This is a genomic window from Ornithinibacillus contaminans (genome assembly GCF_001038425.2).
In the GTDB taxonomy this organism is placed as follows: Bacteria; Bacillota; Bacilli; order Bacillales; family Amphibacillaceae; genus Ornithinibacillus; species Ornithinibacillus contaminans.
The window spans coordinates 1-12605 of the sequence record NZ_LDPV02000021.1 but is presented as its reverse complement, the minus strand read 5'-3'; the positions used below and the strand labels follow the sequence as shown (position 1 = coordinate 12605).

Below are 12605 nucleotides of genomic sequence, written 5' to 3'. Positions count from 1 at the left end.
TATACGTTACTGGATTGTTTCCCGTACATACTCTTTCGTATAGCTTAATGCCTGTGCCACTTTACTTGCATCCTTACCTCCAGCTTGGGCCATATCTGGGCGTCCTCCGCCACCGCCGCCACAAATCTGTGCAGCTTGCTTAATAAGATTCCCTGCATGTAGACCTCTATCAATAAGATCCTTTGAAACTCCTGCTGCTAGTTGAACCTTACCATCATGAACAGCAGCCAATACGATAAAAGCAGAACCCAATTTTTGCTTCAAATCATCTACCATTGTTCGCAATTGATTCATATCATTCACATTAACCTGCTGTGCAAGTACCGTTACACCATCCACTTCTTCCACTTGATCAACAAGAGATGATGCTTCAATTGTTGACAATTTTGCATGTAATGATTCATTCTCACGTTGCAATGTTTTGATGTCTTGGTATAACGCTTCTACGCGCCCAGGAACTCTTTCTTCATTTGCCTTGACTAGTTGAGCAGTAGCTTGTAATAAGGCTACTTTATTGGATAAGAATCGATATGCATGTTCGCTCGTCACTGCTTCTATTCTTCTCGTACCTGCTCCAATTCCACTTTCAGAAACAATCTTGAATAAGCCAATTTCTGATGTGTTCAGCACATGACATCCTCCACATAGCTCGAGACTATAGTCCCCGATTTTTACGACACGTACAACATCGCCATACTTTTCACCAAATAGCGCCATTGCCCCCATTTCTTTTGCCTCAGCAAGATTCTTTAGGCTAATATCTACAGGTAACGATTCCCAAATTTTTTCATTTACAAGCTGTTCGATTTTGTCTAACTCTTCTGTTGTAACAGCATTAAAATGTGAAAAATCAAATCGTAAACGTTGCGGGGCAACTAACGAACCAGCTTGGTTAACATGACTTCCGATAACATCCTTTAATGCCTGATGTAATAAGTGTGTTGCTGTATGATTTTTGATGATTGCATTACGCAATTCTACTTGTACAGCAGCTTGAACGGTCTCACCTACTTGTAGCTTGCCTTTCTCTACGGTAACATGATGGATGTTTTGACCTTTTGGTGATTTTTTCACATCGTTTACAGTCGCTAATGCTGCACCAGTTATAAGCTGACCGCGATCCGCAACCTGTCCACCACTTTCTGCGTAGAATGGGGTTTCTCGTAAGAAAATAAGAACTTCATCGCCAGACATCGCAGTTTCAACAGCTTCATTTCCTTTTATTATTGCAGCAATCTCTGTTGTTGTTGCGACTTTGTCATACCCAACAAACGCACTTTCAACTGCGATTTGTCCTAATATCTCATCTTGAACTTGCATGGAGTCGACTTTTTGACGAGCATTTCTAGCACGTTCACGTTGCTTCTCCATTTCCTCTTCAAACCCGACTTCATCTACGGTAAAGCCTTGTTCCTCAACATATTCCGCAGTCAGCTCTTTCGGGAAACCGTACGTATCATACAAACGGAATACTTCTTTCCCTGGAAATACAGTTGATTTTTTCTCTTTTTCTTTTTCCATGATTTCTGTTAGTATTTCCAATCCTTCATGTAATGTTTCATGGAATCGCTCTTCTTCGACCTTGATAATATTCTGGATAAAATCATGTTGTTTTAGTACTGTTGGATAGAAATCCTTCATAATTGATCCAACTGTTTCGACTAATCCATACATAAACGGCTTTTCAATGCCAATTTCTTTTGCGAAACGAACAGCACGACGAATTAATCTTCTTAGCACATAGCCACGGCCATCATTTGAGGGTAATGCACCATCACTAATTGCAAAGCTAACGGTTCGAATATGATCTGCTATTACCTTAAATGCAGTATCACTAGCCTTATCTTTCCCATAGCTGACCGTTGCTAATTCTTCGGTTTTCTTAATAATTGGCATGAAAAGGTCTGTTTCAAAATTGGTAGGTACGTCTTGGATAACCGATACAATACGTTCTAACCCCATCCCAGTATCAATGTTTTTCTTCGGTAGTGGTGTGTACGTATCATCTGGATTATGGTTAAATTGAGAAAACACAAGGTTCCATACCTCTAAATAACGATCGTTTTCACCACCAGGATACAACTCCGGATCATCCGGATCATTTCCATATTTTTCGCCACGATCATAGAAAATTTCTGTATTTGGACCACTTGGACCTTCACCAATATCCCAGAAGTTCTCCTCCAAACGAATAATACGTTCTTTAGGGAGCTTAATATCATTCATCCACATATCATAAGCTTCATCGTCCTCTGGGTGAACGGTAACTGATAATTTCTCTGGATCCAATCCTAGCCACTTATCATCTGTTAAAAACTCCCATGCCCACTGGATAGCCTCTTTTTTAAAATAATCGCCAATAGAGAAGTTTCCAAGCATTTCAAAGAAAGTATGGTGTCTTGCGGTATACCCAACATTTTCAATATCATTTGTCCGAATTGACTTTTGGGCATTTACAATTCTTGGATTATCCGGAATTACTCGACCATCAAAATATTTCTTTAAGGTTGCTACACCACTATTTATCCAAAGTAATGTCGGATCGTCCTGCGGCACAAGTGATGCACTTGGCTCTACCTTATGGCCTTTCTCTTGAAAGAAATCTAAAAACAGTTGTCTTATTTGTGCTGATGTTAAATTTTTCATTGAAATATCCTCCTTTTATTCACGATAAAAACGCAATAAAAAAATCTCCTCTCTGCAACACTGCAGGGACGAGATAAATCGCGGTACCACCCTAATTATGAACAAGACATTGTCCATCACTTGATCATGGTAACGGTATGAAACCGACGGGGATTAACCGTACTCTGGTTTAGCTTTCCATGGTTCAAATTTAGAATTTCTCACAGCCTAGGAAATCCCTCTCTTAAAAATCGAGCTCCATGTACTTAGAACCTTCATTGCGATAAATACTATTCTAGCGATATTATAGTTAACTTTTTTGTAAAAGTCAATCCGCTCGCACTATCTGGATAGCATGCTTAATTACAACATTTAAAATGGTTAACAATGGTACAGCAAAGATCATCCCAACGATTCCCCCAAGCTTGCTACCGAATAACAACACAAAAATAATAGCAACTGGATGAATTCTCGTACTTCTACCAACAATATATGGGGATAACAAATTACTCTCAATAAGTTGGATGACAAATACACCAATTAACACATACGCGACCATCTTGCCCGAAATCGTTAAGGCAATTAACACGGCTGGAATCGCACCAATTATCGGTCCAAAATACGGGATAATATTCATTAATCCCATAAACAATGCCAACAGTAATGCGTATTTTAATCCAAGTAATTGAAAAATCACATAGCTAGTAATCACGATAAACAAACACACCAGTAGCTGCCCACGGATATAGTTACCAAGTCCTTCATCAACCGCGTGGACAAGGTTACTAGCATTATTTCGATATTTACTAGGAATATACCTAGAAATATACCTTCTGATTTTGTCATAATCTTTCAGAAAATAAAAGACTAGAACAGGGATTATCGTTATCAAAATCACCATGTCAAAAATTTTAGTGACGCCGCCAATTAAATTACCAATAATACCATCTAAACTCATTTCGATTGATTGAATGGTTTCACTAATTTTATCATGTACCGTTTCTGGTAAAAATGAGGTGGATTCGTAGAGTTGGTAAACTAAAGATTGATACATTTCCACTAATTGCGGTAAGTACTCGTCTAAGTCTCTCAACTGATGGACAACTGCAGGATACACGCGATAAACTAAGTAGCCCACTCCCCCAAAAAACAAGAAATAAATCAATAGTATTGCAATACTTCTTGGGATGTTATAGAGATGGATTTTTTGTACGATTGGATATAATAAGTAGGCGATAAAACACGCAATTAAAAATGGAGCTAGTAGGCTCAATAAGAAAGAAAAAAACGCTTTATAATAAGGAAACAATTTCACCAGCAAAAATATAAATAAACATACAAATATCCCCAGAATAATCCAATACAAAAAATTGATAAGCTTCTTTTGGGAAAACATTTGGTACACCCCTTAGTATGAATTTTCGTGTTCGATACTAAAGGATTACCATTCTAGCTTTCTCTCTTCTTCTGTAAATAAATCATTAAGCGAGCTCAGGCTACCATCCGCTTCTACCTGGTGCACGGTTAACTCATTACCCGTAACCGACATTTCTACAAAACAGTTCCAGCAATAAAACTGTTGTGAGCCAATTTTCCCGATATCTTTACTACTACAATTAGGGCATCGCATGAACATATAATCTCTCCTGAAAAAATTTCGTAAGTACATGTTATGCTTTCCCGTTTTCGGTAATTTATACCTACCTACATAAAATCATATGGCGAAATCTCTTGTTCATCCTCTGCCGCTTCCACTGCTGCAGCTGGTATCCCGGTTAGTCGTTGATCTAATTGTTCCTTTAAGGACGTATAGCGCTTATTAGTATCTAGTGTTTGTATTCCTTGAAAAAATGCTTGTTTTTCCCCGCAAATAATTAAAGACTGTTTTCCTCTTGTAATGGCTGTATACAAAAGGTTTTTACGGAGCATGCGATGGTACGTCGACACAACAGGCAGAATGACAATTGGGAATTCACTACCTTGTGATTTATGGATCGAAATACAATAGGCATGCATGAGGTTAATATAATCTTTTCGTTCATAGACCACTTCCCGATCATCAAATAGGACAACTAATTGCTCGACATGCTCTACGTTTTCATCCTCCTCAAAGATGGCAACCACTTCGCCGATATCCCCATTAAATACATTATCCTCCGGTTGATTGACCAGCTGAATAACTTTATCACCAACTCGAAATACGACATCATTAGCCTTTACTTCCCTTTTCTTATTACTTTTAGGATTGATGAGCGTTTGTAATGCTTTGTTTAGTTGGGTAATACCCGCCTGTGATCGATACATTGGTGCAAGTACTTGAATATCCCGAACGTCTAACCCTTTGTCCATTGCCTTTTGAAACACTTGCGTAATAACATCAACCACATGATGCTCTCGACAATTTATAAAGGAAAAATCCTTATCATTTGTAAGCACATCTGTCGTACACGTTCCATTTTTTATGGCGTGTGCTAGCTGAATTATTTTAGAACCTTCTTTTTGGCGATATACCTCATGTAAGCTCACCTTTTGAATGGTATCATTTTCTAGTAGGTCTGTTAGCACTTGTCCAGGTCCAACAGACGGGAGCTGGTCCTCGTCTCCAACAATTAGCACCTGCATATCGGTTGGAATTGCTTTGAATAATTGATTTGCGAGCCAAATATCCACCATTGAAAATTCATCAATGATTAAAAACTTCCCACTTAATTGCTCGTGCTCATCCTTTTCAAACCCTTCACTACCATTCCACCCTAATAATCGATGAATAGTTAATGCTGGAAGACCTGTTGATTCAGTTAATCGTTTGGCAGCCCTTCCAGTAGGTGCTGTAAGAATAAATGGAAAGTCTGCCTGATATTCATAATCACTCGGGTCAATCGATTTTTTATAGATTGCCGCATATGCTTTAATAATTCCTTTAATGACAGTCGTCTTACCCGTTCCAGGTCCACCGGTTAGAATCATCAACTTCGATTTTAATGCTTGCTCAATCGCAGTGAACTGTTTCTTCCCATAGCTTAAAATCTCTTCTTCTTCAATACTTCCAATTATTTTCATTAAATCCGCTAAGGTTGTATTTTCCTCGACAGGATCTGAGATTAATCGTTTAATATTTGAAGCAAATCCATCCTCTGCATAGTATAGAGAGGGTAAATACACATTCCCATTATGCAAGATAAGCTTTTTTTGTTTATTAAGTTCTTCCAGGTTGGTCGTAATCTGCTCGTCGCTTAGAATAAGCTCTGGTTGACTAAGCAATCCCCCTACTTCTTGGAGACAGTTGGTTAATGGGATATAAACATGACCCTCCTGAACTCGTTTTTGCATGATATAAATACAAGCAGCCCCAATACGATTTGGACTTGACAAGGATAGGCCGTTTTTCCGTGCTATATCATCAGCTGTTTGAAACCCAAACCCATCAATATCAAATACAAAACGATATGGATCCTCTTCTAATATAGCAATGGCGTCATCCTTATAGTGTTCGTATATTTTTTGGGCCATTTTAAGTCCAATATTATAGTTTGCCAAATAAACAACTACATGCTCAAACCCTTGGTTTTGTTGCAGTGTCTCTGTAATTGTTTTGGCTAATTCCTTTTTTAACCCTGGCACCTGTGTCAGGACAGAAGGATCATTCAGAATTTTTGATACTGCCATTTCTCCTAAATGCTCTACTACCTTTTTAGCCGTTTTCTTCCCAATCCCATAAAACATGTCACTAGATAGATAGGAAATCAGACCGTCTTTGGTTTCTGGCACGAAGGTTTGATAAGACTGCACATTGTATTGCGTTCCAAATTTTGGATGTTTCTCCATCTGGCCAAAGAACGTATAGACCGTTCCTTCTAAAAGACTTGAAAAATACCCCTTTATAACGATTTCCTTTTCATCGTATTGGAGATTCGTTTCGAGTATTTTAACTTTCGCAATGGAAAAGTGCTCGATATCATTATGAAAGATAGTATATAAAAGCTCACCCTTTATATATTCTTCTCGGTCCATGTTTTGCTGGTTTTCCATGTAAACTACCTCTCCATCAGGATCATTTCGTATCAGTCAAACTTTGTTCCGCAACTTGCTTTCCATTAGCTGCTAATACATGATTCGGTTCATAGTGTAACGCATGATTAAAATGTGCTATTGCTTGTGTTGCATCATCTTGTAATAATGCGACTACACCTAAATTATACCATGCATCACTATGCTGCTTGTCGATTGATAGAACAGTTTCAAATACTTCCTTTGCTTCCGAAAGAAGTTCACTTTGTGCCAATGCAAGTCCATATTGAAATAAAATCTCGTGATCATCAGGGCTTAATTCCTTTGCACGGAGTAAATAAGGTAGAGCCAGTTTAAATTGTTGTTGATTTTGATGAGCCATCCCGAGCATGAAATATACATCCGCTTCCTCAAGACCATGCTTAATTGCTTCTAGAAAGTTCTTATGGGCTAAAACAAAATTCTCTTGCTCATAGTATACATTTCCTAATCCATAATAGGCCGTAGCTGCCTTCTCATCGAGTGAAATTGCCTTTTCAAAGAAATTTTTAGCATGGTCCAAATCATTCATATGTAGTAATAAATTCCCAAAATTAACGAACCCCAAGGGATCTTTTGGATTTTCTTCAATATAGCTATGAAACAAATTGGCTGCTTCTTCGTATTTTTGTTCCTTCATCAAATTTACTGCAGTGGCTATTTTATTCATATCCTATCTCCTTATCACATGATAAAACAAAAGGACCACGAATAACTTGCAAACGTGATCCTGCTGTAATTACCCGACATAATCTAAAACATTGTTTTGCTTAATCACTTTATCAATCGTTCCTCCACCTAGACAAACATCACCATCATAAAATACAACCGCTTGCCCTGGTGTTATTGCACGTTGAGGATCATCAAATACAACGTTAACATTCCCGTCCGCTAACACATGCACGGTAACCCCACTATCATCTTGACGGTATCGGAATTTTGCCGTACAAGTAAATGTTTCGGTAATATCTGCTGGATTAATCCAATTTAAATCAGTCGCAATTAACTCATCAGAATACAAGCTGTCATTACTAAATCCTTGTTCGACATACAGAATATTGGCTTGTAAGTTTTTTCCTACGACAAACCAAGGATCACCTGCTCCACCAATACGTAGTCCTTGTCGTTGCCCAAGCGTATAGTACATTAAACCATCATGTTTACCCTTCACTTCTCCAGATAAGGTTTGCATCTCACCTGGTTGAGCTGGTAAGTACTCACTCAAAAATTCTTTGAAGTTACGCTCCCCTATAAAACAAATTCCTGTACTATCTTTCTTCGTCGCAGTTGCCAGACCATGTTCTTTGGCGATTTCACGCACCTTCGATTTTGGTAAATGTCCTAATGGAAACATCACCTTCTTTAAAGTATCACTCGACAATTGATTTAAAAAATAGGTTTGGTCTTTGTTGGAATCAACACCACGAAGCATTTCGAATTTCCCATCTGTTTCACGTATTTGTGCATAATGGCCGGTAGCCAAATAGTCCGCACCTAAATCAACAGCATAATCCATAAATGCCTTAAATTTAATTTCTTTATTACACATAACATCTGGATTAGGTGTTCTTCCAGCCTTGTATTCATCTAAGAAATACGTAAACACCTTATCCCAATACTGTTTTTCAAAATTCACTGAGTAATACGGAATATCCAGTTGGTTGCATACTCGTACAACATCATCAAAATCCTCTGTTGCCGTACATACACCAAATTCATCGGTATCATCCCAGTTTTTCATGAAAATACCAACTACATCATAGCCTTGTTCTTTTAACAGTAATGCTGCAACGGAGGAATCTACTCCACCACTCATCCCAACAACTACTCGTATATCTTTATTATTTTTCATCATAACCACCTTACTTTACTAAACGCTTTACAATTTTCGCTACTCGATGTGCTGCTTCTAACACATTTTCCGTAGTATTAGCAGCACCGAAACTAAATCGAATCGAATTCGTTGTACATGGATTATTCTCACCATAAATCGCCGATAATACATGCGATGGCTCCACAGATCCAGCGGTACAAGCACTACCACTTGAGGCAGCGACACCATCCAAGTCAAAATTCGCAAGTAGTTTTTCCACATTCGCTCCGGGAAAACTAATATTAACAATGGAAGGAACTGTATAATCTATTTCTCCATTTATGTTGAAATTAACTTCCTCTTCGGTTAATGCCTTTAAAAACTGCTGTTTATATGCTCCATATGTTACGTACCGATTTTCTCTCTCGTTTAGCATAACCTCAACAGCAGTTTTAAAGCCCACTGCACCAACAATATTTTCCGTACCAGGACGGCGTTTACGCTCTTGCTCCCCGCCAAATTGTAACGCAGCAAGATTCGTCCCTTCCTTCACATACAGAAACCCAATTCCCTTTGGTCCATTAATCTTATGTGCAGAAACAGATAAAAGGTCAACACCTAATTTATTTACATCCAGATCGATTAATCCATAGGCCTGCACTGCATCCGTATGGAAATAGGATTGATGATTTTTGAGTACTTCTCCAATTTCTGAAATAGGCTGGATAATACCTGTCTCATTATTAACATACATAACGGAAACTAGAATCGTCTTGTCTGTTAAAGCCTTTTTCAAGTCTTCAACAGATACCCTGCCATCTTCATAAACGGGAAGATACGTAACCTCAAAGCCTTCCTTTTCCAAAAATTCAGCAGTATGGAGGGTTGCATGATGTTCCTGAATGGTTGTAATAATATGATTTCCTTTATGTTTATTCGCTTTAGCAATTCCAATTAATGCGAGATTATCGGCTTCCGTACCACCACTTGTGAAAATTATTTCCTTTTCATTCGCCTGGATACTTCCGGCTAACACACGTCTTGCTTCATCTAATAGCTGACGAGATTTTCTTCCAAAAGCATGAACACTTGATGGATTACCAAATACTTCTTCATATATCGGAACCATTGCTTCGATGACTTGTTTATCCATTGGTGTTGTTGCGGCATGGTCTAAATAAATATGTTCCAACATGATCGTCCTTTCTACATACTACATCATTAAATGTAAAACATATATCCGTCTTGCTGTGTATCCTTATCATGATTCACTAAGTCTTCTAATGTTGTTGTATCAAAAACCTCTTTTACTGCTTCGGTCACTCGTCTCCAAAGCGCTTGTTTTGCAGGTTCTTCATCCTCGATTCCTTCTACTAACGCAATAGGACCTTCCAAGACACGGATAATATCACCAGCACTTATTTCCTTCGGTTCGCGTGGTAACATATAACCACCATACGCCCCGCGAACACTTTTAATTAATCCCGCATTCCGCAATGGTGCGGCAAGCTGCTCTAAATAATGCTCAGATAAATCATTATCCTTCGCAATTGCTTTTAATGGTGTCGGCCCCTCACCATATTTCCTGGCTAGTTCAATCATTATCGTTAAGCCATAACGGCCTTTTGTAGATACCTTCATAAAAATACTCCTTTGTTTCGCACTTAACGTTTTTTCTAGTATAACTATACCATTATCGCCTCTAACTTGAAACTAGATGGCATTATAGTACCATTTTCATAGCTTGCATTTTATTTCAATCAAGCTTACGCTTAGATTATCAAACTATTATTTTATACAAAGGACGATTAAAATGAAACAAAAACCACTCGCCTATCGAATGAGACCGTCTCATATAAACGAAATAATTGGGCAAGAGCATCTAGTAGGAGAAGGTAAAATTCTCTACCGGATGATTCAAGCGGAGCAATTGGCATCCATGATTTTGTATGGACCACCTGGAACTGGTAAAACATCCATGGCAACGGCTCTTGCCAAAAGCTTACAATTACAAGTTCGGATGCTAAATGCCGTCATCGATAAAAAGAAGGATATGGAAATCGTCGTGGAAGAAGCGAAAATGTCTGGTCATATGGTGTTAATTTTAGATGAGGTTCACCGTCTTGATAAAGCGAAACAAGATTTTCTCCTTCCCCATCTCGAAAGTAATCTTATAACGTTAATTGGTTGTACAACGAGCAATCCATACCACGCTATTAATCCAGCAATCCGTAGTCGCTGTCATCTATTCGAATTACATGCCCTAACCCCTGATGATGTAAAAAAAGCACTATTAAGAGCGCTTGACGACAAGCAAAATGGCTATGGTCAATCCAATATAATTGTAAATGACGATGCGCTTGAACATTTTGCAGGATTTTCTGGTGGTGATATGCGATCCGCTTTAAATGGATTAGAGCTTGCAGTTGCATCGACTCCTAAAAATAAGAACAATGAAATCATCATAGATTTAGAAGTTGCAGAGGAATGTATGCAGCGAAAAAGCTTTTCCCATGATAGAGATGGTGATGCACATTATGATGTATTATCAGCATTTCAAAAATCCATTCGCGGCAGTGATGTTGATGCAGCACTACACTATTTAGGTAGATTAATTGAGGCTGGTGATTTGGATTCCATTGCTAGAAGAATGATTGTAATCGCCTATGAAGATATAGGTCTAGCAAATCCACAAGCAGGACCACGTGCTGTTGCTGCTGTCGAAGCAGCTGAACGGATTGGATTTCCAGAAGCTAGAATTCCTTTAGCAGTTGCGATTGTAGAACTGTGTCTATCACCAAAATCAAATACTGCCTATAGCGCACTTGATGCGGCATTAGCTGATATACGAAGTGGTAAAAGTGGTGAAATCCCTAGTCACTTAAAGGATTCCCATTACCAAGGCGCGAGTGCACTGGGCAGAGGTGTCGGCTACCAATACCCACATAATTTCGCAAATGGATGGGTTAATCAGCAATATTTGCCAGATACTCTGAAAAACAAACAATATTATTATCCAAAAGAAACCGGTAAATTCGAACAAGCTATGAAACAAGTGTATGAAAAAATAAAGAAAGAGAAAAAGAATCAGGTATAAAAATTCTCGCTCCCGTCCAAACTACTAAAAACTAACAATGATTTAAAAGTCATCATTAGAAAACTCTCAATTAAATGAATTGACTTTTAAGCTATTTATTCACTAGTTAAATCTATTGTTTTATTCAGGTAGTTATTGGAAAAGGAGATGAAATACAATATGACTAAAGTGAGACAAGATGCTTGGTCACATGAAGATGATTTATTACTAGCAGAAACTGTATTACGTCATATTCGCGAAGGCAGTACACAATTAAACGCATTTGAAGAGGTTGGCGATCAGTTAAATCGTACATCTGCAGCGTGTGGCTTTCGATGGAACGCCGAAATTAGAAAAAAATACATTAATGCGATCGACCTTGCAAAGAGACAGCGGAAAGAAAAGAAACGTGCAATTGAGAAAGCGAAGAAGAGCACGAGACCAGCTGTTGTTAACTTTCAGCAAAACTATCAAACCGATACAGAACCAGTAACAGAAGTAAATAGTCCAGCAGAATCAACGATTACATTAGAAACAGTTATTCAGTTTCTAAGTCAGCTAAAAAAAGACTATTATGCTTCCAATCAATCAAAGGCTTCACTTGATCAAGCACAACGCGAGAATATTATGCTAAAAGAACAGATTACTAAACTAGAAAATCAGCTAGCGCAAACAGAAAAAGAACTAGCTACCATTCAGGAAGACTATAAAGTGTTTGTTCAAATAATGGATCGCGCAAGAAAAATGACAGTGTTAGAAGATCAAGGATCCTTTAAAGCGCCAGCATTTCGTATGGATAAAAACGGTAACCTCGAGCAAATTGCCCAAGGTTCCAATTAATAAGTCGAAACTCCTTTATCATGGAAGGAGTTTCGACTTATTTGATGTTTCCAGTTACTTATTTCTCTGAGACACTATTGCTTATTTTGCACGCAGTAATGTCCTTGAGAAGCCCCCTATAAGACACTTCTACCCATTTTTTAACCATAATTGTCCCTATGAAGCCTCCTATTAGACACTTCTACCCATTTTTCAGCCATAATT

General features: G+C 38.3%; 10 protein-coding genes and 1 other annotated feature. Of the genes, 2 read left to right on the top strand and 8 right to left on the bottom strand.

What is annotated here, in order from left to right:
- Window positions 1–6 precede the first annotated feature (6 nt).
- From alaS to cymR, 8 genes are all read right to left on the bottom strand, one after another.
- The gene (alaS, locus tag JF53_RS04750) at window positions 7–2646 is read right to left on the bottom strand and encodes an alanine--tRNA ligase (RefSeq protein WP_047981412.1); all 2640 of its coding nucleotides are present in this window, start codon (window positions 2644–2646) and stop codon (window positions 7–9) included.
- 61 nt (window positions 2647–2707) lie between these two features.
- Window positions 2708–2913: a binding site (T-box leader), on the bottom strand.
- A 40-nt stretch (window positions 2914–2953) separates the two neighbouring features.
- Window positions 2954–4021, bottom strand: a complete 1068-nt coding sequence (locus JF53_RS04745; RefSeq protein ID WP_047981411.1) for an AI-2E family transporter — start codon at window positions 4019–4021, stop codon at window positions 2954–2956.
- Between the two features lie 45 nt (window positions 4022–4066).
- Entirely contained in the window at window positions 4067–4255 is a 189-nt protein-coding gene (locus JF53_RS04740) for a hypothetical protein (protein WP_047981483.1), read from the bottom strand.
- Between the two features lie 74 nt (window positions 4256–4329).
- Window positions 4330–6654, bottom strand: a complete 2325-nt coding sequence (gene recD2 / locus JF53_RS04735) for an SF1B family DNA helicase RecD2 (protein ID WP_047981410.1) — start codon at window positions 6652–6654, stop codon at window positions 4330–4332.
- A gap of 22 nt (window positions 6655–6676) precedes the next feature.
- Window positions 6677–7342 (bottom strand): tetratricopeptide repeat protein, encoded by a 666-nt coding sequence (locus tag JF53_RS04730; RefSeq protein WP_047981409.1) that lies wholly within the window; start codon window positions 7340–7342, stop codon window positions 6677–6679.
- A 69-nt stretch (window positions 7343–7411) separates the two neighbouring features.
- On the bottom strand, window positions 7412–8524 hold the full coding sequence (gene mnmA / locus JF53_RS04725) for a tRNA 2-thiouridine(34) synthase MnmA (protein WP_047981408.1): 1113 nt from the start codon (window positions 8522–8524) through the stop codon (window positions 7412–7414).
- 10 nt (window positions 8525–8534) lie between these two features.
- A complete protein-coding gene (locus JF53_RS04720; protein ID WP_047981482.1) occupies window positions 8535–9677 on the bottom strand; it encodes a cysteine desulfurase family protein in 1143 nt (380 codons plus the stop codon).
- 29 nt (window positions 9678–9706) lie between these two features.
- A complete protein-coding gene (gene cymR / locus JF53_RS04715) occupies window positions 9707–10126 on the bottom strand; it encodes a cysteine metabolism transcriptional regulator CymR (protein ID WP_047981407.1) in 420 nt (139 codons plus the stop codon).
- 172 nt (window positions 10127–10298) lie between these two features.
- On the opposite strand from cymR, the gene JF53_RS04710 reads away from it, so the two are divergent.
- Together JF53_RS04710 and JF53_RS04705 are read left to right on the top strand one after the other, a co-directional pair.
- A complete protein-coding gene (locus JF53_RS04710; RefSeq protein WP_047981406.1) occupies window positions 10299–11582 on the top strand; it encodes a replication-associated recombination protein A in 1284 nt (427 codons plus the stop codon).
- 159 nt (window positions 11583–11741) lie between these two features.
- Window positions 11742–12401 (top strand): RsfA family transcriptional regulator, encoded by a 660-nt coding sequence (locus JF53_RS04705; RefSeq protein ID WP_047981405.1) that lies wholly within the window; start codon window positions 11742–11744, stop codon window positions 12399–12401.
- Window positions 12402–12605: the final 204 nt, after the last annotated feature.

What these genes read in the sequence shown, in the direction of transcription:
- alaS (WP_047981412.1), bottom strand. Translation starts at nt 2,646, where the DNA reads ATGAAAAATTTAACATCAGCACAAATAAGACAACTGTTTTTAGATTTC.
- JF53_RS04745 (WP_047981411.1), bottom strand. Translation starts at nt 4,021, where the DNA reads ATGTTTTCCCAAAAGAAGCTTATCAATTTTTTGTATTGGATTATTCTG.
- JF53_RS04740 (WP_047981483.1), bottom strand. Translation starts at nt 4,255, where the DNA reads ATGCGATGCCCTAATTGTAGTAGTAAAGATATCGGGAAAATTGGCTCA.
- recD2 (WP_047981410.1), bottom strand. Translation starts at nt 6,654, where the DNA reads ATGGAAAACCAGCAAAACATGGACCGAGAAGAATATATAAAGGGTGAG.
- JF53_RS04730 (WP_047981409.1), bottom strand. Translation starts at nt 7,342, where the DNA reads ATGAATAAAATAGCCACTGCAGTAAATTTGATGAAGGAACAAAAATAC.
- mnmA (WP_047981408.1), bottom strand. Translation starts at nt 8,524, where the DNA reads ATGAAAAATAATAAAGATATACGAGTAGTTGTTGGGATGAGTGGTGGA.
- cymR (WP_047981407.1), bottom strand. Translation starts at nt 10,126, where the DNA reads ATGAAGGTATCTACAAAAGGCCGTTATGGCTTAACGATAATGATTGAA.
- JF53_RS04710 (WP_047981406.1), top strand. Translation starts at nt 10,299, where the DNA reads ATGAAACAAAAACCACTCGCCTATCGAATGAGACCGTCTCATATAAAC.
- JF53_RS04705 (WP_047981405.1), top strand. Translation starts at nt 11,742, where the DNA reads ATGACTAAAGTGAGACAAGATGCTTGGTCACATGAAGATGATTTATTA.